Genomic DNA, 21,843 nt, shown 5'->3' on the forward strand with positions numbered 1-21,843 from the left:
TTTTGATTTTATAGGGGATTATATTATTCTCAAATTGTAGATAATGTAGATTAAGCAACTGCACTTGCAATTATTTTGAGCAACGGAGCCCGTAGGGATTGTTGGCGATATGAGTCAGTGCGTAGCGACTAGACGAATTTTTTAATGAGAGGTGCTCTTATGATAAAAACAGGCTATAGAAACTTAAAAAGATCTAGAAATATAATGCAAATATTATTGAAGTATGGTTTTAGTTTTTTAGTGGAGAAATTGAAAATAGATGGAATTGCATACAAAATGCCACTAACGCCTAATAAAGAAATACAGAATATGAGTACCGGCGAAAGAGTACGACGAGCCATTGAAGAGCTTGGACCAACATTTGTAAAGCTAGGTCAAATAATGAGTACCAGAACTGATATACTAGATCCAGATATAATAGAAGAATTATCAAAGCTTCAAAATAATGTTAAATGTTTTGATATAAAGGCAGCTAGAAGCACTTTTATAAGTGAAATGGGCCTTGAAATTGAGGAAGTATTTAATGATTTCAATGAAATTCCTATAGGAGCAGCATCTATAGGGCAGGCCTATGTAGCTAAGCTAAAGAATGGCAAGGATGTAATAGTTAAAATACAAAGGCCTAATATAGAGAATATTATAAAATCTGATTTAGAAATGCTTCAACTTATAGGTAAGGTAATAGAAGAATACTATAAAGAAACCGTGGTTGATTTTGGTGAAGTTATAGAAGAATTTTCTGTCACTATAATGAGAGAACTAGATTATACATTTGAAGCTAGGAATTGTGAAAAGTTTAGAGAAATATTTAAAGATGACATCAATGTATATATTCCAAAAGTATACTGGAACGTATCATCTAAAAAGATTCTTGTAATGGAAAAAATCGATGGAATAAGTGTAAGTAATATAAATGATATAAAAAGCATAGGGTGGGATACTAAGGCAATTGCTGATGTAGGGGCTATGTCATTTATGAAGCAGGTGTTTTTTTATGGATTTTTTCATGCGGACCCACATCCAGGAAATATATTTGCAATAGGAAACAATAAAATAGCTTTTATAGACTTTGGTATAGTTGGATTGATAGATAATATTACATTGAATTTTATAACAGATATATTCTTTGCAAGTATAAACAAAGATGTAGATAAAATAATAGATTCATTAATAGAACTTGATGCTATAAGTGATAACACAAATGTACGAAAACTAAGAGAAGAAATAAGCTTTTTTATACATTATTATTACGATATGCCTATTAAAATGATAAATTTAACAGAAATATTAAACGAGTTCATGAGATTTAGTAGAAAGAATAAGGTAAAGTTACCTTCTCAATTTTCACTTTTAGCAAGAGCTATAATAACTCTTGAAGGTACAGCTAAAAAACTAAATCCTGATTTTGCTTTGTCTACGATAGTAAAAGAATTTATAAAAGAATTTTATTTAAATAAATTTAAGCCAGATAAGATTTTATTTAAATCAAAATTTTATATAGAACAAGCGCTTACTGATTTTAAAGTTATACCTAAACAAATAAAGCTCCTTTTGAGACATCTAGAAAAAAATGAAATTAAATTTACTATAGATGAAATTAAGTTTACAAATCTAGAAAAAGAAATAAATAATATGACTAATAAACTAGCTGTAAGTCTTATATTATCGTCTACAATAGTAGGATCATCTATGATTATAACCACAAAAACAGGACCTAGTATAAAAGGATACCCTATTTTAGGTATAGTTGGATTTTTAATAGCAACTGTGATGGGAATGTATTTAACAATATCTATATTAATATCAAGTAGAAATAAACGATAGAAATATTTCCACGGCAATAGATTATTAATATTATACTTGGGTAAAATATTTAAAATAAATAGTAGTTAATTGAGCTGTGCGTTAGTGTTAAGCGAATTGGATATTGATAAATTTTATTTTACAATATATAATATAATTGTTATTTGTGACTTTTTATATCAACATTTGAATTAAATTTCATTATTATACGTATATAAGTCGCAAAATCAAACTCGATTGTATGGAATATTATAGTTTTAATTATAGAGTAAATATCATTATATTGAGTATAAGAGATAGTTTTAGGGAGGAATAAATAATGAACTTACAGGAAACAATAAGAAATATAAAGAATTTTCCAAAAGAAGGAATAGATTTCAAGGATATAACTACATTATTAAAAGATGGAAAAGCTTTTAAATACGCTGTAGATCAGATAATAGAAGATTTAAAAGATAAAGATGTAGATGTAATAGTAGGACCTGAGGCAAGAGGATTTTTAATGGGAACACCTGTTGCTTATGGGCTTGGAATAGGATTTGTACCAGTTAGAAAACCAGGAAAATTGCCTGCTCAAACTGAAAAGTTTGAATATGATTTAGAATATGGAACTGATATCCTTGAGATACATAAAGATGCTATAAAACCAGGGCAAAGAGTAGCTATAGTAGATGATCTTCTTGCGACTGGAGGAACTATGAGTGCTGCTGCAAAGCTTATTGAAAAATTAGGTGGAGAAGTAGTTGCTATGGAATTTTTAATAGAATTAGATTTTTTAAATGGAAAAAGTAAATTAGGTAATTATCATATTAATTCTTTAATAACATATTAATAAATCAAATAGTTGGTAGTGTTACCAACTATTTTCATATATAAAATACATAAAGTGAAAATAGGGTGATCTTATGTTAGAAAATTTATTACTAAAAATACAGCAGTATAGCCCAAGCAGCGACTTAGATTTAATAATAAAGGCTTATAATTTTGCAGAGAATGCTCATGAAGGTCAGTATAGAAAATCTGGTGAAAAATACTTTATACATCCTGTAGAAGTTTCTTATATATTGGCTGATTTAGAGATGGATATATATACAATAGCGGCAGGTCTTATGCACGATGTAGTTGAGGATACTCATTATACTTATGAGGATATTGCAAAAAAATTTGGAAGAGAAATAGCAGACCTTGTAGAGGGAGTAACTAAGCTTGGGCAAATAGAATATAAATCAAAAGAAGAAACTCAAGCGGAAAATCTTAGAAAAATGTTTATGGCTATGGCAAAGGATATAAGAGTTATACTTATAAAGCTTGCTGATAGACTACATAACATGAGAACACTTAAATTTATGACTCCTGAAAAAGCTAAAGAAAAAGCAAAAGAAACTGTGGAAATATACTCACCTATTGCACATAGATTAGGTATATCAAAGATAAAATGGGAACTTGAAGATATAGGACTTAGATACTTGGACACACCTGGATATTACGAGCTTGTTGAAAAGGTTGCAAAAAAGAGAAAAGAAAGAGAAGCTTACATAACTAAAGTTATAGATATGTTGGAGGATAAATTTGAAAAATCAAGTATAAAATGTGATATATATGGTAGACCTAAACATTTTTACAGTATATACAGAAAAATGCATTATCAAAACAAGAGTTTTGAAGAAATATACGATTTAATGGCTGTAAGAGCACTTGTTGAAAATGTAAAGGATTGCTACGCAGTTCTTGGAATAGTTCATACTATATGGAAGCCAATGCCAGGTAGATTTAAGGACTATATAGCTATGCCAAAGCCTAATATGTACCAGTCTCTTCATACTACTGTTGTAGGACCGGATGGAGAACCTCTTGAAATCCAAATAAGAACTCGTGAGATGCATAAAATAGCAGAGTATGGTATAGCAGCTCATTGGAAATACAAGCAGGGTGATACAACTGATAATGAAGAAAATATGGACATAAAGCTTTCGTGGCTTAGACAGATGATGGAATGGCAAAAGGATTTAAATGATCCTAAAGAGTTTATGGAAGCACTTAAAATAGATTTATTTACTAATCAGGTATTCGTATTTACACCCAAGGGAGACGTTATAGAACTTCCTGCAGGATCTACCCCTATAGACTTTGCATATAGGGTTCATACTGGCGTTGGTAATAAGTGTATTGGAGCAAAGATAGATGGAAGGATAGTTCCTCTTGATTATAAACTTAAAAATGGAAATATAGTAGAAATTATAAGATCGGCTCACAGTAATGGACCTAGTAGAGATTGGATTAATGTAGTTAAGACTTCTCATGCTAAAAATAGGATAAGACAATGGTTTAAAAAAGAAAGAAGAGAAGAAAACATCCAAAGAGGAAGAGAACTACTTGAAAAAGAAGTTAAAAGACAAGGGTATGTTTTAAGTGAATTCTTGAAAAACAAGAATATAAGCGCAATATCTAAGAAATTTAATCAACCTACAGATGATGACTTATATGCAACTATTGGATATGGTGGACTTATAGTATCTCAAGTTATGTCAAAACTGAGAGAAGTTCATGAAAAAGATAATCAAAAACAAATTATAGAAAATAAAATTGAAGAAACTATAAACGAAAAAGAATATAGAAGTAAGAGAAAAACAAGCAGTCAAGGGGTTGTGGTAAAAGATGTCGATAATATATTAGTTAGGATAGCTAAATGCTGTAATCCTCTTCCAGGGGATGATATAATAGGTTATATAACTAAAGGTAGAGGCGTTTCTATTCATAGAAAAGATTGTCCTAATATTGATGTAAATAATGCTGAGACAGTTAATAGATCAATTGAGGTTGAATGGGACTTAAATAAAAAAGTAAGGTTTGAAGCTGAAATACAGGTTAAGTCACATGATAGACGAGGAATTATTACAGAAATAACTCATGTGTTTACAGTAGATAAAATAGCTTTAAATGGAATAAATGCTAGAACCAATAAGGATAAACTTGTTAATATGAGCTTATTACTGGAAATTGATAGTATAAAAGAACTTAATACTTTAATGAAAAAGGTTAAAAATATACCTGGTGTTATAGATGTATATAGAGTTATAAATTAAAGGGGATGTTAATGTGAGAGCTGTTGTTCAAAGAGTTTCAAACTCAAGTGTTACAGTTGATCAAAATGTAGTTGGAAAGATAGGTAAAGGGATTATGGTTTTATTAGGAATAAATGATGATGATAACTCAAAAGATGTAGAATATTTGGTTGACAAAATAGTTAATTTAAGAATATTTGAAGATGAAAATGAAAAAATGAATTTATCTTTATTAGATATAAAAGGGGATCTTTTGGTTGTGTCTCAATTCACTCTTTATGGGGACTGTAGAAAAGGTAGAAGACCTAATTTTACAGATGCTGCAAAGCCTGATAAGGCAGTACCTTTATATGAAGAACTTATAGATAAGGCTAAAAAATATGGAATAAAAGTGGAAACGGGTAAGTTTGGTGCTCATATGAATGTAGATATTATGAACGATGGCCCTGTAACTCTTTTAATAGATTCAAAGAAGCATTTTTAAGGGGGGGATTTTTATGTTTTTAGAGAAAATAGTAGCTGGGGTATACGGTGTAAACTGTTATATATTAGGTAATACTGAAACTAAAAAATGTGCAGTAATAGATCCGGGTGGAGCTTGCGATGAAATAATAGATATTATAAAAAAGAATGAATTTAATTTAGATTATATAATACTTACCCATGGTCATGCTGACCATATAGGTGCAGTTGAAGAATTAAAACAAAAAACTGGTGCAGATATATTAGCTCATAAAGAAGAAGAAATAGTATTGAGTAATAGTCAAAATAATTTAACGTATATGATGGGTGGAAGTATAGAAATTCAAGCAGATATATATTTAATTGATGGACAAACTGTAGAATTAGGCAATCTAGAACTTCAAATAATTCATACTCCAGGGCATACTCCGGGAGGAATGTGTATAAAGGTAGATGATTTATTATTTACAGGAGATACACTATTTAAATCATCTATAGGAAGAACGGACTTATTTGGTGGAGACTATGATGAAATAATAGAATCTGTAAATAGATTATCTAAATTAGATGACAACTTAAAAGTATTACCAGGTCATGGACCAGCTAGTACTATAGAAATAGAAAAATTTAATAATCCATATATTAAGAGCTAAGAGAAAGGTTAAGGCGAGAGTTTAATGCTTAATGTATTTTTAAAGAATCACGACTACAAGTATGAAGTTAGTGAATTATTAAAATTGTTTACATCTCAATTTGAATTTATAGAAGATGAAGATACAAAAGATAATATTCTAGTGAATGAGGTATATGTAAAAAACGATTTAATAATATCTAAAACTTACTTTTACCAAAATAATAAGCTTGCCCTACATTACGAAGAAGAAGCAGTAATAGATATATTAGACTACGATGATAAAATAATGCGAAAAGAGAGTAAAATTATAATAAAAAGAAGTATATTTAAAGTATTAAGCAAGATATATAAATCATTTGTTCCATGGGGAATTTTAACAGGTATTAGACCTACTAAAATAATACATGAGCTTATGGATGAGAAGAAATCTAAAAATGATATAGAAGATATACTAAAAAAGAAATATCAGATGGATGAGAGCAAGGTAGATCTAGCATATAATATAGCTTGTGTTGAGCGACAGTTTGTATATCCTATAGATGAAAACAAAGTAGCTTTGTATATAAGCGTACCATTTTGTCCAACGAGATGTGTTTATTGTTCTTTTCCTTCAAATACATTGAAGCAATGGGGTCATCTTAAAAAAGAATACTTACATTGTCTTATAAAAGAGATAAAAGGAGTATCTAAGTTAGTTAAAAAGACTAATAAAGAGATTGAAACTGTGTATATAGGAGGAGGAACGCCGACTACTCTTGAATCAGATGAACTTTCTTTACTTATAGATGCCTTATACGAAAATTTTGATCTTTCTAAAATGAAGGAATTTACGGTTGAGGCTGGAAGAGTAGATACTATAACAATAGAAAAATTAAAGGTACTCAAAGAAAAATATGTTTCAAGAATAAGCATTAATCCTCAGACTATGAATGATGAAACTTTAAAGGAAATAGGAAGAGCTCATAATGTAGAAGATATAAAAAAATGTTTTTATATGGCCAGAGAAATTGGATTTGATAATATAAATATGGATATAATTTTAGGACTTCCAAAAGAAACTCCTGAAATGGTTGAAAAAACTTTAAAGGAAATATCAAAGCTAGATCCAGAAAGCTTGACTGTACACACTATGGCAATAAAAAGAGCCTCGAAACTTAATGAAAATATAGATGATTACGAATTTAGTCATTATATGGACATGGTTAAGATGATAGATATGTCTATGGAATATGCGTATAAAATGAATCTTATACCGTATTATATGTACAGACAAAAACATATGCTTGGAAATCTTGAAAATATAGGATATGCTAAGAAGGGATTTGAATGTATATATAATATTCAAATAATGGAAGAAAAACAGACTATATATGCTTTAGGAGCAGGAGCTAATTCTAAGGTAGTGTATATAGATGAAAATAGAATTGAGCGAGTTGCCAATGTCAAAAACATAGAGCACTATATAAATAGAGTTGATGAAATGATTAAGAAAAAAGAAGAGGAGGTTTTAAAAGATGCCTATTAAAGCGCCTAGAGGAACTAAAGATATATTACCTAAGGACTCGTATAAATGGACTCATGTAGAAAATCTATTTAGACAGGTATGTGCTTTATTTGGATATGAAGAAATAAGGACTCCTGTATTCGAAAGTACAGACCTTTTTAAAAGAGGTGTCGGAGAGACTACTGACATAGTTCAAAAGGAAATGTATTCATTCCAAGATAATGGAGGAAGGGATATAACATTAAAACCAGAAGGAACAGCCGGTGCTGTTAGAGCTTTTATTGAAAATAAGATTTACGCAGATGCTCAGCCTTCAAAGTTATACTATATAACTCCATGCTTTAGATATGAAAGACCACAAGCGGGTAGAATGAGACAATTTCATCAGTTTGGAGTTGAGGCATTTGGAAGTGAATCTGCTTCTATAGATGCAGAGGTTATGGCTCTTGCAATGGAGTTTTTCAAAAGAGTAGGGCTTGAAAAATTAGAGCTTAGAATAAACTCTATAGGATGCCCTAAATGTAGAAATGAATACAATGATAAATTAAGAAGTTATCTAAAAGAAAAACTTGATAAATTGTGTAATACTTGTCAAACTAGATACGAAAAAAATCCTCTTAGAATACTTGATTGCAAGAATGAATCTTGTCAAAGTGAAATAAAAGATGCACCTTTAATGATAGACAATATATGTGGCGATTGTAAAGATCACTTTGAAAAAGTAAAGGTTTATCTAAATAAAATGGATATAAACTACATAGTAGATCCTAAGATAGTTAGAGGCCTTGATTATTATACTAAGACTGCTTTTGAAATAATTTCACAAGATATAGGAGCTCAAAGTACTGTATGTGGTGGAGGAAGATATGATGGGCTTGTTGAACAACTAGAGGGTCCAAAAACTCCAGGCATAGGATTTGCTATTGGAGTAGAGAGACTTCTTTTAACTCTTGAAAACAACAATATAGAAATACCTAAAGAAGATGGTATAGATATATTTGTAGTTACAATTGGAGAAAAAGCTGAGATAGAAAGCTTTAAGATTCTAAAGTCTTTAAGAGAAAATAATATATCTTGTGACAAGGATCATGTAGGTAAGAGTGTAAAAGCCCAATTTAAATATTCAGATAAAATCAATGCTAAATACACTATAGTACTTGGTGATGATGAAATAGAAAAAAACTTAGCAACACTTAAAAATATGCAAACATCAGAACAAACAGAGATAAAATTAAGTGAAATAGCAGATGTACTAAAAAAGATGATTTAATTAGGAGGATTACATATGGAAAGCTTAGGTGGATTAAAAAGAACGCATTATTGTGGTGACTTAAGAGAGTCTAATATAGGTGAAGAAGTAGTACTGATGGGATGGGTACAAAAGAAAAGAAACTTAGGTGGGTTGGTATTCGTAGACTTAAGAGATATAAGAGGAATATGTCAGATCGTATTTGATACTGATGTATCTAAAGAAGCTTTTGAAAAAGCTGAAAAATTAGGATCTGAATACGTTATAGCTATAAAAGGAAAGGTTCTTGAAAGACAATCTAAGAACCCTAATATGCCAACAGGAGATATAGAAATATTTGCAAATCAAATAAAGATTTTAAATAAATCAGAAACCCCTCCTATTTACATAAAGGATGACGATGAGGTTTCAGAAAATTTAAGACTTAAGTATAGATATTTAGATTTGAGAAAATCATCTATGCAAAAGAACTTAATCTTAAGACATAAGGTAGCTAACATAGTTAGAAATTATTTATCTGATAATAACTTCTTAGAGATAGAGACTCCGTTCTTAAACAAACCAACACCAGAAGGAGCTAGAGATTACTTAGTTCCAAGTAGAGTAAATGAGGGAAAGTTCTATGCTCTACCTCAATCACCTCAATTATTTAAGCAACTTCTAATGGTATCTGGTATGGATAGATACTTCCAAATAGTAAAATGCTTTAGAGATGAAGATTTGAGAGCTGATAGACAACCGGAATTTACTCAAATAGATTGTGAAATGTCATTCGTTGAGATTGATGATGTAATAGATGTAATGGAAAAAATGCTTCAAAAAATATTTAAGCAAATATCAAATGTTGACATTGAGCTTCCATTCCCTAGAATGACATACAAAGAATCTATGGAGAGATATGGATGTGATAAACCAGACGTAAGATTTGGATTTGAGCTTAAAAACATATCTGATATAGTTAAGGATTGTGGATTTAAGGTATTCTCATCAGCTGTAGAAAATGGTGGATCTGTTAGAGGGATAAATGTTAAAGGACATGCTGATAAGTTCACTAGAAAGAATATAACGTCTCTTGAAGATTATGCTAAGAACTATGGAGCTAAGGGGCTTGCTTGGATGAAAGTAACAGATGAAGGAGTCACATCTCCAATAGCTAAGTTCTTTGATGAAGAAAAAATGAATTCTATATTAAAAACAATGGAAGCTTCTGAAGGAGATTTAATATTATTTGTAGCAGATACAAACAAGGTTGTATTTGATTCTCTTGGAAATTTAAGAAATGAAGTAGCTAAGAGACTTGAAATACTTGATAAAAATGAATTCAAGCTTTTATGGGTCACTGAATTCCCATTATTTGAGCATGATGAAGAAGAAAATAGATATGTTGCTATGCATCATCCATTTACATCTCCTATGGATGAAGATTTAGCTAACTTAGATAATGACAAATTAAATGTAAGAGCTAAAGCTTATGATATAGTATTAAATGGATTTGAAATAGGTGGAGGAAGTATAAGAATATCTAATGCAGATATACAAAAGAAAATGTTTGATGCATTAGGATTTAGCGAAGAAGAAGCTTATGATAAGTTTGGATTCTTACTTGATGCATTCAAATTTGGAACACCACCACATGGAGGAATAGCATTTGGTCTGGATAGACTTGTAATGTTACTTGCAGGAGAAGATAATATAAGACAGGTTATAGCATTCCCTAAAACTCAAAATGCATCTTGTCCTATGACTAATGCACCAGCTGTTGCGGAAGATAAGCAATTAGAAGAACTTAATATAAAAGTTGAGTTAGAAGAAAAATAAATATATGAATAAAAGAGTCTGCCAACAAAAATTGTTGGCAGACTTTTAATATATATATATATTTGACATTTTACTACATAGACAAGTATAATGAAGATAAATATACTGGTATAAGGTATCTAAAGGAGAGATTAAATTGAAAAAGATTATAGAAGAATTTGGAATATTTGCTGTTGTTTTTTTAGCTATTTTAACAATAATGAAATTATTTAAAGGTAATATTGATATGATATCTTATAGCAACATAACTCTTATATTTGTATTAAGTCTTATAAATATAATATTAAGACATGTACTTATTGCGGCAAAAGACAAGTATACTATGAGTTCTAGGAATTTTGATTTTATAAGAAGGATGACTATGATTGGAATAATTGCTATTTATTTCTATTTAAAACAATAAGGAGTTGTAAAAGGATGAAAGAGATGGCTGAAAAAAGTAAAACAGATAAGGATGCTATAATAAAAAGACTTAGAAGAATAGAAGGTCAAGTAAAAGGTATTCAAAAGATGATCAATGAAGACAAATATTGTGTAGACATACTTATACAGATTGCTGCAATACGTTCTGCAATAGATAAGGTAGGAGGTATAATGCTTGAAAATCATGTAAAAGGATGTGTAAAAAACACAATTGATAATTCAAATGATATTGGGGAAAAAGATAGAGTTATAGATGAGCTTGTAAACACAATGCTCAAATTTATGAAGTAGGTGAGATTAATGAGACAAACAGGCGTTGTTGTAAGTACTGATGAAAATACAGCTATCTTACAGATGCAAAGACATTCGGCTTGTGCAAGCTGTGGTGGATGTGGAATGGGAAAAGAAGAGAGCAAAGATATGCAAATAGAGGCAATCAATAGACTTGGTGCTAAAAAGGGTGATTTTGTTGAAGTAGACATAAGTACTCCTAATGTATTAAAGGCTGCTGCTATAGCATATGTAATACCATTAATGGTTTTATTTATAGGAATAGTTATATCAAACAAGGTATTAACATCTATAAACTACAGCTCAAATATAGAAACTATGAGTGCTATAATAGGAGCTTTTTTAATGGGTGTAACATTTATGATAATAAAGAAAAATGAACCTAAATTTAAAAAGAGTGAGGAGTATACTCCTATTATAACGAATATAGTTAACTAGATAATAAAAATGCTGATTAATATTAATCAGCATTTTTTTATATACTAGAGTATTATAAAAAATGTCATTACGCATAATTTAGGTTAAGAAACCACAATTTCAACTGTTTTGAGCAACGGAGTCCGTAGGACTCGTTGGCGACATGAGTCAATGGGTAGCATTAGACGAATTTTTTTTATTTATTTTTTTAAATAATTTTGCAGTTGATGAAACTAATACAACACCTATTGCTATTGATCCAGCTATAAATATAGTATCACTACCAGTTTTAGCTGCACTATAAAAATCATTATTTATAATATCTAGCATCGTCAAGTACATGCCATAACCTGGAACCAGGGGAACTATACCTGGTATTATGAATACTGTAACAGGTTTTCTATTCATTCTTGCAAATATTTCGCCTAATATACCTATTACAGTGGCTGCTATAAAACTTGATAAAGAAGCTGAATTAGTTATATTATTTAAATAAGTGTATAATGTCCAACCAATACTTCCTGTAAGAGATGCATATAAAATATCCTTTTTAGGGACATTAAAAAATATACAAAACCCTATTGTTGATAAAAATGAGTAAATAAAGTGAAGATATAGGCTCATTAGAATGCACCTCCAAACCAGTTAACCCATAATTGGAACACTATTCCTATTCCGACAGCTATACATATAGCTATGAATATAGCTTCGAATATTTTTGCAAGGCCACCTAGTAAATCTCCTGATATAAAATCTCTTAAGCCGTTTGTAAATGAGACTCCAGGGACTAAAGGCATTATAGACCCTACTATTATCATATCAAGGCTTTTTCCAATTCCTATAAGAGTAAATAATATACCAAGTAATCCTATAATAGATGAAGCTGCAATTGTTGATAAAAATGAAGTATCGCTTATTTTAGTTATCTCATCTGCTATAAATATTGATATCATAGATATAATAAAGGCAGATATAAAATCTAAAAACTCTCCTCCGAACATAAGAGAAAAAAAGCCACCTATAACTCCTGTAAAAAAAAGCCTTACAAAAATAGAATATTTATCTGCTTTTTCTATTTGCTTTAATGCAGATAAGGCTTGAGATATTGTCATATGAGAGTTTACATAGTCTCTTGAAAAGTTATTTACCATAGATACTTTGTGTAGATTTAGACTTCTACTTTTTATTCTTTTGATAAAGCTTATACCATCCATTCTATCGTCTGAAACAAATATTCCTGTTGGTGTTACGAATGCATTTACATGGTTTATGTTCTTTGACATGCATATTCTAGTTATAGTATCTTCAACTCTGTATATTTCTGCTCCATTTTTAAGCATTATTTCTCCAGCGTAAAGAGCTATTCTTAGTATCCCTTTTTTTTCTGTTATAGTCATAATACTCACCCCTTATGAAAGAATACATACTAGAGAATTATATCAAAATTCTACTAAAAAATCTTTAAAAAATATAAAAAAATATAAAAATAAAAGGAGTATTGAAAACTATATTTAAATATAATTTAAAGAGAAAAATAATATTAAGGGGGATAAAATATGAATTTTGATAATTTAATGAAACAGGATGAACAGGTATATGAAGCTTTATCAAATGAAATTGATAGACAAAATAGAAATATTGAGCTTATAGCATCAGAAAATTCCGTATCTTTAGCTGTTATGGAAGCTATGGGAAGCCATCTTACAAATAAATATGCAGAGGGATATCCTGGTAAGAGGTATTATGGGGGATGTGAACATATAGATATTATAGAAAATCTTGCTATAAGTAGACTTAAAGAAATATTTGGTGCAGATCATGCTAATGTACAACCACACTCAGGTGCTAATGCAAATTTAGGGGTTTATTTTGCTGTTCTAAAACCAGGAGATAAGGTTATGGGTATGAATTTATCTCAAGGGGGACATTTAACTCACGGTTCTCCTGTTAATATATCTGGAAATTATTTTGATTTCACAGAATATGGTGTTTTGGCTGAGGATGGAAGAATAGATTATGATGATGTTATAAAAAAAGCTCATCAGGTAAAACCTAAGCTTATAGTAGCAGGTGCAAGTGCATATCCAAGGGAAATAGATTTTAAAAAGTTTAAGGAAATATCTGATGAGGTTGGAGCTATGTTGATGGTTGATATGGCTCATATAGCTGGACTTGTTGCTTCAGGACTCCATCAGAATCCATGTGATGTCGCTGATTTTGTAACTACCACTACTCATAAAACTCTAAGAGGGCCAAGAGGAGGGGTTATACTTTGTAAGAGTGAGTATGCAAATAAGATTGATAAAGCTATATTCCCTGGTATTCAAGGTGGACCTTTGGAACATGTTATAGCGGCTAAAGCTGTAAGTTTTAAAGAAGCTTTACAGGATGATTTTAGGGACTACCAAGAACAAATAGTTAAGAATTGTAAGACACTAGCTGATGAATTAATTGATAGAGGGTTTGACTTGGTTACAGGAGGAACTGATAATCATCTCATTCTTTTAGATCTTAGAAATAAAAATATAACTGGAAAAGAAGCAGAAAAAATACTTGATAAGGCACATATAACTGTGAATAAAAATGCTATACCTTTTGATCCACAGAGTCCTTTTGTAACTAGTGGAGTAAGAATAGGAACTCCTGCTATTACAACTAGAGGTATGAAAGAGGATGAAATGAAGATTATAGCTGATGCAATAGATCTTTGTATAACTCATAGAGAGGTTGAAAAAGCAGGAGAAATTATAAAAAATCTTACAGATGAATTTGTATTATATTAATAGAAGGGTAATTGTTTATGAATTAACTTAAAAAATTGAATTACATTAATTTTATGTAAATTATATGATATATATATATTTAAGTTCAGGTTTTGGAGGATTGTGATATGAATACTAAAGATTATATTAAATTAATGCAAAATATTTTGCACTATATAGAAGATGGAATTCATGTTATTGATAATGAGGGAAACACTGTTGTTTATAATAAGGCCATGGCAGAACTTGAACACATGAAAGAAACCGAAGTACTAAACAAAAATTTGCTAGATATATTCAATGGCTTAGATGAAGAAACGAGTACTCTTTTAAAAGTTTTAAAAAGTGGTGAAATTATAAAAGATAAAAAACAGACTTATCTGAATAAATACAAAAACGAAATCACCACTGTAAATACCACAATACCTATAATTGAGAATGGAAAAACACTAGGAGCTATTGAAATATCTAAGGATATAACTAAAATGAAAGAACTTTCAGAAGAAATATTGACCCTTCATAGAGAAAAATCAAATCCAAAGAAGATAATTCAAAGTAATATTAAAAAGTATACATTTGAAAATATAATAGGTGAGAGTGAAACTTTTAAGAATGCTATATTATTAGCTAAAAAAGCATCTCAAACTCCAGCTCCTGTTTTTATATATGGAGAAACGGGGACTGGGAAAGAGCTCTTTAGTCAAAGTATACATTATGAAGGTGTAAGAAAAAACAAGGCTTTTATAGCCCAAAACTGTGCAGCTCTTCCTGAAAGCTTACTTGAAGGTATTTTGTTTGGTACAGAAAAAGGAGGGTTTACAGGAGCTATAAGTAGACCTGGATTATTTGAGCAAGCTAATAAAGGAACCTTACTATTAGATGAAATAAACTCTATGCCGATAGAACTCCAAGCAAAACTTCTGAGAGTATTACAAGAAGGTTATATAAGGAGAATTGGAGGCATGAAAGATATTCCTATAGATGTGAGGATAATAGCTATAACTAATGAAGAACCCAATAAGCTATTAAAAGAAAATAAGCTTAGAAAAGATCTCTACTATAGACTTAATGTAATATCTATATATATACCTTCTTTGAATGAAAGAGAAGAAGATATAATACTTTTAGCAGATTACTTTATAAAAAAATACAATAAAAAATTAAATAAAAATGTGAAATGTATAGATAAAAAAGCTAAAAAAGCGTTATTAAATCATAAGTGGCATGGTAATATAAGAGAACTTGAAAATACTATATATTCAGCTATTAGCATGATTGATTATGAAGAGAGTATCCAAATTGAACACTTAAATATACAGATTAATAAGTCTGAAAATATTAAAAATAATATAAATACATCAAATGAAAAATGTTTAGATGAATTGTTAAAAGAGATTGAAGTTGATTTTATAACAAGAGCTTTAATAAACAATAAAAAGAATATTACAAAGTCAGCTGAACAACTGGGATTAAAAAGACAGACACTTCAGCATAAAATTAAAAAATATAATATTTAGGAAAGCAAATATATTTGCATTAACATGCAAATATATTTGCTTTTTTTATTAAAAAAATCTATTTGATATGAAAAAATAAAATCTTATATTTGTTAAAAAAAAAGAACGACTTTTCTGAAAGTTGGGAAAATACCTAAATATACTGGTGCTAAGCTTGAATTTTCTGAATATTAAAATAAAGTGGCATGCATATTGCTATATCTATTAGTGAAAGAAATTATAACTTATGAAAATTTAAGGGGGGAAATATAATGGAAAATATTAAAGTAGGTATTTGGGGATTTGGAGCAATGGGAAGTGGAATGGCTAATATGCTATTAAAGAAAGAAGGAGTAGAAATTGTAGCTGTTTGTGATAAACATGAAGGTAGAGTTGGAAAAGACATATATGAAGTTTTAGGCGTTGATAGAAAAAATAGAAGCGAAATAATAATTAAATCTAATGAAGAAGAAGCTTTTACAGAAAAGTGTGCAGATGTAGTTTTACTTGCTACTGACTCATTTACAAAAGGAGCTTTTGATAAAATAAAATTTATATTAGAAAGAAAAATGAATGTAATATCTACTGCAGAGGAAATGGCTTATCCAGATGCACAAGAACCAGAACTTGCTAGGGAGATAGATGAAATAGCTAAAGAAAATCATGTCTCTGTGCTTGGAACAGGAATCAATCCTGGATTTGTACTTGATTTATTAATACTTGCACTTACAGGAACTTGTGAAAGAGTAGATTATATAAAAGCATCAAGAGTAAATGATTTATCTCCATTTGGTCATGCTGTTATGGTAGAACAAGGTGTTGGAGTTACTCCTGAAGATTTTGAAAAAGGAGTTAAGGATGGATCAATAGCAGGACATGTAGGATTTCCTGAATCTATAAAGATGATTACAGATGGAATTGGATGGAATCTAGAGAAGGTAGACCAGACAAGAGAATCAATCGTATCTAATGTATACAGACAAAGTCAATATGCAGAGGTTCAAGCTGGAAATGTAGCAGGTTGCAAGCAATGTGGTTATGGATATGTAGATGGTGATGTAAAGGTTGAGATGGAGCATCCACAACAAATACTTCCTCATCTTGAAGGTGTTGATACAGGAGATTATGTACAAATTAAAGGAGTACCAGATATATCTCTTCAAATAAAACCAGAAATACCAGGAGGAGTAGGAACTATAGCTATGTGCGTTAACAGTATTCCTCATGTTATAAATGCTAATCCGGGTCTTAAAACTATGCTTGATATACCTGTACCAAGAGCTATTATGGGGGATATGAGAAAAATGGTTGAAGTAAAAAAAGAATGTGAATGTGGATGTTGTTAGGGGTGAATTAAATGAATGCTAAAAAGGGAGATTGGGTTTTAGTTCATAATGTGATATTAAACCCAGATCAAAGAGCGCCACAGGTTCCAGAGGATACTAAAAAAGTACCTCTTGAAATGTGGGTGAAAGGATTTTTAAATAATGATGCATCCATAAATGATGAAGTTGAAATAACTACTATAACTAAAAGAATAGTTAAGGGCAAACTTATAGAAATAAACCCATATTACAAGCATGATTATGGAAAGTGTGTTCCTGAACTTTTACAAATAGGTCTTCAGCTAAAAGATATTTTATTCGGAGGTGAAGACTGTGAATAAAGATATGAGTTATTTAGGTGTAATGTCTAGAAAAAATGAAATAATGAAAAATGCTGTTGGAATAGATTATGAATTATTTGAATCAGGAACTGTAGAGTTCAACTATGAAAAAATGATGAGAGAAACAGGCTATACTTTGGACGAAATGCAAAATATTCAAAAGGGTGTAGCAATATGCAATACTCCTTTGATAGAGCTTAAAAATATAACTAAGCTTGCTAGAAAGTGTTCAGCAAAAGGAAAAGGAGCAAGAATATTTGTAAAGGATGAAGCATCTAGCCCATCTGGAAGTTTTAAGGCAAGACGTGCTGCGAATGCTGTATACCATGCTAAAAAATTAGGTTATAAAGGTGTAATTGCTGCAACTAGTGGCAATTATGGAGCAGCGGTTGCATCACAAGCTGCTATGCAAGGACTTAAGTGTATTATAGTTCAAGAATGCTATGATAGTCAGGGAAAAGGACAGCCTGAAATTATAGAAAAAGCTAGAAAATGTGAGGCTTATGGTGCTGAGGTTATTCAGTTGAGTGTAGGACCTGAACTGTTTTATACATTTTTAAGATTGTTAGAAGAAACCGGATATTTCAATGCATCTTTATATACTCCATTTGGAATTGGAGGAGTTGAAACCCTTGGATATGAGATTAGTATGCAATTTAGAGAAAAAGAAGGAAGAGATCCTGATGTTGTGGTTTGTACTAATGCAGGTGGAGGGAATTTAACTGGTACAGCAAGAGGACTTATTAAAGCTGGAGCTTTTGATACTAAGGTTGTAGGAGCTAGCGTTAATTTAAAAGGTCTTCATATGGCATCTGATACTCAATTTAATAAAAAATCCTTTACAACAGGACATACTGGATTTGGAATACCGTTTTGTACAAATCCAGATAGATCAGATGTTCCAAGATCCGCTGGTAGACCACTCAGATACATGGATAGATATGTATCTGTAAGTCAAGGAGAGGTATTTTATATGACAGAAGCCTTAGCTCAACTTGAAGGTCTTGAAAGAGGTCCTGCTGGGAACACATCACTTGCTGCCGCATTTTGTATAGCGCAAGAAATGGATGAGCATAAGATAATTGTGGTTCAGGAAACTGAATATACAGGAGCAGGAAAGCATATCCAACCACAACTTGCATTTGCAAGAGAAAATGGTATAGATATAAGGTTTGGAAATCCAGAGGATGAGATTGCTGGAGAAAGTATAATACTACCTAGTCATCCATCTATGATTAAGATTAAGGATCTTGATTTAAATAAAATTAAGAGTTCATATATAAAAAACTGTATACAAAGAATGAATGCAACTGAAATAAATGAACTAGATTTAGAATTTTTAGCTAAAGATACTAAGTCTAGTAAAGAATTTGTAAAAGAAGTATTAAAAAGCCTTAATGTTAATTGTTTAAAAGAAAATTTGGGGGTGTAAATTTTGAAAAGAGCAGATGATTTTAATGAAAGAAGAGTACATTTGGCTAATTTGTCAGATCAAGAATTATACGATAGATTTTGGGAACTTGCTGGGAAAATAGTAGATCCATTGCTAGATCTTGGTAGAAAAAACACAACTCCATCGGTAGAAAGATCTGTTCTTCTTAGAATGGGATTTTCAAGTCTTGAAGCTAAGCCTTTAGTTGATGGTGCTATGGATAGAAATCTTATGAGAAAGGGAGTTGGGCATATAGTTTATAGAGTTGCTAAAGATAAAAACTTATCTATTAGAGACGCAGGTCTTAGTATGATAGAGGGCAAGTATTGGGATTATGCTCTTGAGGTATTTGGAGAAGACAAGGCTGTAGCTAGTGTATCCGAAAGCTAAAAGTTCTAAGACTCCATCCTCTTAAGGCTGGAGATAAGAACTTAACAGCTTCTGGATTAGTTTACCCACAGGGCACTTACGCAACTAGAAATTCATATGAAACAAACACTTCATCTGAATTAAGTTTCACTTTATAGCTATTAAAGGGGGAAAGAAAAAATATGAAAAAGCTAGATGTTAATGAAAAATTAGATATAAGAAATATATTAGATGATTTAGAAAACTATAGACCTAAAAGAAGAGGCTGGACTTGGAGAGAAAATAAAGAAATAGAAATGGGAGGACATAAGTACTCTGATTGTTCACCTGCTCTTAAAAATTCAATAGGAATACCAGCTGCTGTTAGGTATTTTGAAAATTTAGATCCTCAACCCAAAGAAGTTATAACTACAGAGATTGCTTCTGGTAGATTTGAGGATGATATAAGAAGAATGCGAATGGCTGCATGGCATGGTGCAGATCATTTAATGGTTATTAGAACGGCTGGTCAATCTCACTATGATGGATTAATAGAAGGATCACCTCAAGGTATAGGAGGTATTCCTGTTACAAGAAAGCAAGTTAGAGCTCAAAGAAAAGCTGTTGATTTAATAGAAGAAGAAGTAGGAAGACCTATAAATTACCATTCTTATGTATCAGGAGTAGCTGGTCCTGATATAGCTGTAATGTTTGCAGAAGAAGGGGTTAATGGAGCACATCAAGATCCACAGTACAATGTATTATATAGAAATATAAACATGATAAGATCTTATATTGATGCAGCTGAATCTAAGAAAATTATGGTTTGGGCAGATATAGCGCAAATAGACGGTGCTCATAATGCAAATGCGACTGCGAGAGATGCTTGGAAGGTTATGCCAGAACTTATGGTACAACATGCTCTAAACTCTATATTCTCACATAAAGTAGGTATGAAAAAAGAAGATATATGCTTATCAACTGTACCTCCATCAGCAGCTCCAGTTCCTTGCATTAAGTACGATTTGCCTTATGCTGTTGCATTAAGAGAGTTATTTGATGAGTACAGAATGAGAGCTCAACAAAATACTAAGTACGTTACATCTTCTTCAAGAGAGGCTACTGTAACTCATGTTATGAATATGATGATATCTAAACTTACTAGAGCGGATATTCAATCGACTATAACTCCTGATGAGGGAAGAAATGTGCCATGGCATATGTACAACATAGAAGCATGTGATACAGCTAAGCAAACTTTAGTAGGTCTTGATGGATTACTTGATATGGTTGAACTTAAAAAGGATGGATACTTAGGAGATAAAGTTAGAGAATTAAAAGAAAGAGCTATTCTTTATATGGAAGAAATGATTGAGGTTGGAGGATATTTTGAAGCAGTAGAAAAGGGATTTTTCGTAGATTCTGGAATGTATCCTGAGAGAAATGGTGACGGAATAGCTAGAAAAATAAATGGTGGAATAGGTGCAGGATATGTATTTGAAAGAGATGAAGATTACATGGCACCTGTAACTGCTCACTTTGGATATAATAACATTGCTCAATATGATGAGAGTGCGATAGATAATCCATCTTCATTAATTGGAGGATGTACGTTTGAAAATCCTGAGAAGATAGTTTACATAGACGAACTTGATGAAAATGACAACGTATTTAGTCGTTTAGATGAAAATGAAAAGTACAGAAATTCAAACTTTGTTAAACCTGAAGTAGAATGGCTTGCTGATGGAACAGTTCAAGTCGAGTTATTCATTCCAACTAGTAGTAGAGTAGCTGAATTTGCAGCTATTGAATTTGCTAAAAAAATGAATCTTAAAGATCCTGAAGTTATACATGTTGAAATGATGCATCCATCAGAGGGAACAAGAGTACAAGTAAAAGGTAAGTTAGATGCAGATCTTGATATAAGTAAGCTTGAAATACCACCAGAGCCTGAGATTATGAGTGATGAAGAACTTTGGAGTGAAATAGAAAAAAGACCTATGAAGGTAGTTGCAGCAACTGTTGGAGAAGATGAGCATTCAGTTGGTCTTCGTGAGGTTATAGATATTAAGCATGGTGGAATAGAAAAATGGGGAATTGAAGTTGAATATTTAGGAACTTCTTGTCCAATAGAGAAACTTGTAGATGCAGCAATAGAGCTAAATGCAGATGCAGTACTTGCGTCAACTATAATAAGTCATGATGATATTCATTACAAGAATATGAAAAGATTACATGAATATGCAGTAGAAAAAGGAGTTAGAGATAAAATTATGATAGCTTGTGGAGGAACTCAAGTTACTCCAGAAATAGCAGTTAAGCAGGGTATTGATGCAGGCTTTGGAAAGACTGCTAGAGGAATACATGTAGCTACATTCCTTGTAAATAAGAGAAAAGAAAAATTAGCTCAAATAGAAGCTTAAAATATTTAAATAATTGAGTTGTGCAGTATATATTGCACAACTCAATTAAATTA

At 31.0% G+C, this 21,843-nt stretch carries 20 protein-coding genes; 18 read left to right on the forward strand and 2 right to left on the reverse strand.

Annotated features, from left to right (window positions below):
* Positions 1–159 precede the first annotated feature (159 nt).
* The 11 genes from Tmeso_RS02115 (at position 160) to Tmeso_RS02165 (ending at position 11,684) form a co-directional block, all read left to right on the forward strand.
* Complete coding sequence (locus Tmeso_RS02115; protein ID WP_242967827.1) at positions 160–1,824, forward strand: ABC1 kinase family protein; 1,665 nt, start codon at positions 160–162, stop codon at positions 1,822–1,824.
* Between the two features lie 298 nt (positions 1,825–2,122).
* On the forward strand, positions 2,123–2,635 hold the full coding sequence (locus tag Tmeso_RS02120) for an adenine phosphoribosyltransferase (RefSeq protein WP_099187777.1): 513 nt from the start codon (positions 2,123–2,125) through the stop codon (positions 2,633–2,635).
* Positions 2,636–2,708: 73 nt separating this feature from the next.
* Entirely contained in the window at positions 2,709–4,886 is a 2,178-nt protein-coding gene (locus tag Tmeso_RS02125; RefSeq protein ID WP_099187779.1) for a RelA/SpoT family protein, read from the forward strand.
* A 13-nt stretch (positions 4,887–4,899) separates the two neighbouring features.
* Complete coding sequence (gene dtd, locus Tmeso_RS02130; RefSeq protein WP_099187781.1) at positions 4,900–5,349, forward strand: D-aminoacyl-tRNA deacylase; 450 nt, start codon at positions 4,900–4,902, stop codon at positions 5,347–5,349.
* Positions 5,350–5,362: 13 nt separating this feature from the next.
* Positions 5,363–5,980 carry an MBL fold metallo-hydrolase gene (locus Tmeso_RS02135; protein ID WP_099187783.1) on the forward strand — a complete coding sequence of 206 codons (618 nt, stop codon included), beginning with the start codon at positions 5,363–5,365 and terminating at the stop codon, positions 5,978–5,980.
* A 24-nt stretch (positions 5,981–6,004) separates the two neighbouring features.
* Positions 6,005–7,486 (forward strand): coproporphyrinogen dehydrogenase HemZ, encoded by a 1,482-nt coding sequence (hemZ, locus tag Tmeso_RS02140; RefSeq protein ID WP_099187785.1) that lies wholly within the window; start codon positions 6,005–6,007, stop codon positions 7,484–7,486.
* The gene (hisS, locus tag Tmeso_RS02145) at positions 7,476–8,735 is read left to right on the forward strand and encodes a histidine--tRNA ligase (RefSeq protein ID WP_099187787.1); all 1,260 of its coding nucleotides are present in this window, start codon (positions 7,476–7,478) and stop codon (positions 8,733–8,735) included. The genes hemZ and hisS overlap by 11 nt, the downstream gene beginning before the upstream one ends.
* A 15-nt stretch (positions 8,736–8,750) precedes the next feature.
* A complete protein-coding gene (aspS, locus tag Tmeso_RS02150) occupies positions 8,751–10,532 on the forward strand; it encodes an aspartate--tRNA ligase (RefSeq protein ID WP_099187789.1) in 1,782 nt (593 codons plus the stop codon).
* 136 nt (positions 10,533–10,668) lie between these two features.
* Positions 10,669–10,935 (forward strand): hypothetical protein, encoded by a 267-nt coding sequence (locus Tmeso_RS02155; protein ID WP_099187791.1) that lies wholly within the window; start codon positions 10,669–10,671, stop codon positions 10,933–10,935.
* 14 nt (positions 10,936–10,949) lie between these two features.
* Positions 10,950–11,246, forward strand: coding sequence for a metal-sensitive transcriptional regulator (locus tag Tmeso_RS02160; protein ID WP_207653819.1), 297 nt, complete (start codon positions 10,950–10,952; stop codon positions 11,244–11,246).
* Between the two features lie 9 nt (positions 11,247–11,255).
* Positions 11,256–11,684, forward strand: coding sequence for a SoxR reducing system RseC family protein (locus Tmeso_RS02165; protein WP_099187793.1), 429 nt, complete (start codon positions 11,256–11,258; stop codon positions 11,682–11,684).
* 147 nt (positions 11,685–11,831) lie between these two features.
* Here the strand turns inward: Tmeso_RS02165 and Tmeso_RS02170 are convergent, their stop codons facing one another.
* Positions 11,832–12,287, reverse strand: a complete 456-nt coding sequence (locus Tmeso_RS02170; protein WP_099187795.1) for a threonine/serine exporter family protein — start codon at positions 12,285–12,287, stop codon at positions 11,832–11,834.
* Positions 12,287–13,060 carry a threonine/serine exporter family protein gene (locus Tmeso_RS02175; protein WP_099187797.1) on the reverse strand — a complete coding sequence of 258 codons (774 nt, stop codon included), beginning with the start codon at positions 13,058–13,060 and terminating at the stop codon, positions 12,287–12,289. The genes Tmeso_RS02170 and Tmeso_RS02175 overlap by 1 nt, the downstream gene beginning before the upstream one ends.
* A gap of 159 nt (positions 13,061–13,219) precedes the next feature.
* Here Tmeso_RS02175 and Tmeso_RS02180 point away from each other — a divergent pair, with 159 nt between their 5' ends.
* The 7 genes from Tmeso_RS02180 (at position 13,220) to oraE (ending at position 21,790) form a co-directional block, all read left to right on the forward strand.
* Positions 13,220–14,446, forward strand: coding sequence for a serine hydroxymethyltransferase (locus Tmeso_RS02180; RefSeq protein ID WP_099187799.1), 1,227 nt, complete (start codon positions 13,220–13,222; stop codon positions 14,444–14,446).
* A gap of 107 nt (positions 14,447–14,553) precedes the next feature.
* Positions 14,554–15,942, forward strand: a complete 1,389-nt coding sequence (locus Tmeso_RS02185; protein WP_099187801.1) for a sigma-54 interaction domain-containing protein — start codon at positions 14,554–14,556, stop codon at positions 15,940–15,942.
* A 251-nt stretch (positions 15,943–16,193) separates the two neighbouring features.
* Entirely contained in the window at positions 16,194–17,267 is a 1,074-nt protein-coding gene (gene ord / locus Tmeso_RS02190; protein WP_099187803.1) for a 2,4-diaminopentanoate dehydrogenase, read from the forward strand.
* 11 nt (positions 17,268–17,278) lie between these two features.
* Complete coding sequence (gene ortA / locus Tmeso_RS02195; RefSeq protein WP_099187805.1) at positions 17,279–17,587, forward strand: 2-amino-4-oxopentanoate thiolase subunit OrtA; 309 nt, start codon at positions 17,279–17,281, stop codon at positions 17,585–17,587.
* Positions 17,588–17,591: 4 nt separating this feature from the next.
* The gene (gene ortB, locus Tmeso_RS02200) at positions 17,592–19,019 is read left to right on the forward strand and encodes a 2-amino-4-oxopentanoate thiolase subunit OrtB (protein ID WP_099188198.1); all 1,428 of its coding nucleotides are present in this window, start codon (positions 17,592–17,594) and stop codon (positions 19,017–19,019) included.
* Positions 19,020–19,022: 3 nt separating this feature from the next.
* Complete coding sequence (locus Tmeso_RS02205) at positions 19,023–19,409, forward strand: ornithine aminomutase subunit alpha (RefSeq protein ID WP_099187807.1); 387 nt, start codon at positions 19,023–19,025, stop codon at positions 19,407–19,409.
* Positions 19,410–19,570: 161 nt separating this feature from the next.
* Complete coding sequence (gene oraE / locus Tmeso_RS02210) at positions 19,571–21,790, forward strand: D-ornithine 4,5-aminomutase subunit OraE (RefSeq protein ID WP_099187809.1); 2,220 nt, start codon at positions 19,571–19,573, stop codon at positions 21,788–21,790.
* Positions 21,791–21,843: the final 53 nt, after the last annotated feature.

The sequence above is a fragment of the Tepidibacter mesophilus genome, from assembly GCF_002724055.1.
In the GTDB taxonomy this organism is placed as follows: domain Bacteria; phylum Bacillota; class Clostridia; order Peptostreptococcales; family Peptostreptococcaceae; genus Tepidibacter_A; species Tepidibacter_A mesophilus.

Coding starts and splice junctions, on each gene's coding strand:
- Tmeso_RS02115 (WP_242967827.1), top strand. CDS start 160: ATGATAAAAACAGGCTATAGAAACTTAAAAAGATCTAGAAATATAATG.
- Tmeso_RS02120 (WP_099187777.1), top strand. CDS start 2,123: ATGAACTTACAGGAAACAATAAGAAATATAAAGAATTTTCCAAAAGAA.
- Tmeso_RS02125 (WP_099187779.1), top strand. CDS start 2,709: ATGTTAGAAAATTTATTACTAAAAATACAGCAGTATAGCCCAAGCAGC.
- Tmeso_RS02135 (WP_099187783.1), top strand. CDS start 5,363: ATGTTTTTAGAGAAAATAGTAGCTGGGGTATACGGTGTAAACTGTTAT.
- hemZ (WP_099187785.1), top strand. CDS start 6,005: ATGCTTAATGTATTTTTAAAGAATCACGACTACAAGTATGAAGTTAGT.
- hisS (WP_099187787.1), top strand. CDS start 7,476: ATGCCTATTAAAGCGCCTAGAGGAACTAAAGATATATTACCTAAGGAC.
- aspS (WP_099187789.1), top strand. CDS start 8,751: ATGGAAAGCTTAGGTGGATTAAAAAGAACGCATTATTGTGGTGACTTA.
- Tmeso_RS02160 (WP_207653819.1), top strand. CDS start 10,950: ATGAAAGAGATGGCTGAAAAAAGTAAAACAGATAAGGATGCTATAATA.
- Tmeso_RS02165 (WP_099187793.1), top strand. CDS start 11,256: ATGAGACAAACAGGCGTTGTTGTAAGTACTGATGAAAATACAGCTATC.
- Tmeso_RS02170 (WP_099187795.1), bottom strand. CDS start 12,287: ATGAGCCTATATCTTCACTTTATTTACTCATTTTTATCAACAATAGGG.
- Tmeso_RS02175 (WP_099187797.1), bottom strand. CDS start 13,060: ATGACTATAACAGAAAAAAAAGGGATACTAAGAATAGCTCTTTACGCT.
- Tmeso_RS02180 (WP_099187799.1), top strand. CDS start 13,220: ATGAATTTTGATAATTTAATGAAACAGGATGAACAGGTATATGAAGCT.
- Tmeso_RS02185 (WP_099187801.1), top strand. CDS start 14,554: ATGAATACTAAAGATTATATTAAATTAATGCAAAATATTTTGCACTAT.
- ord (WP_099187803.1), top strand. CDS start 16,194: ATGGAAAATATTAAAGTAGGTATTTGGGGATTTGGAGCAATGGGAAGT.
- ortA (WP_099187805.1), top strand. CDS start 17,279: ATGAATGCTAAAAAGGGAGATTGGGTTTTAGTTCATAATGTGATATTA.
- ortB (WP_099188198.1), top strand. CDS start 17,592: ATGAGTTATTTAGGTGTAATGTCTAGAAAAAATGAAATAATGAAAAAT.
- oraE (WP_099187809.1), top strand. CDS start 19,571: ATGAAAAAGCTAGATGTTAATGAAAAATTAGATATAAGAAATATATTA.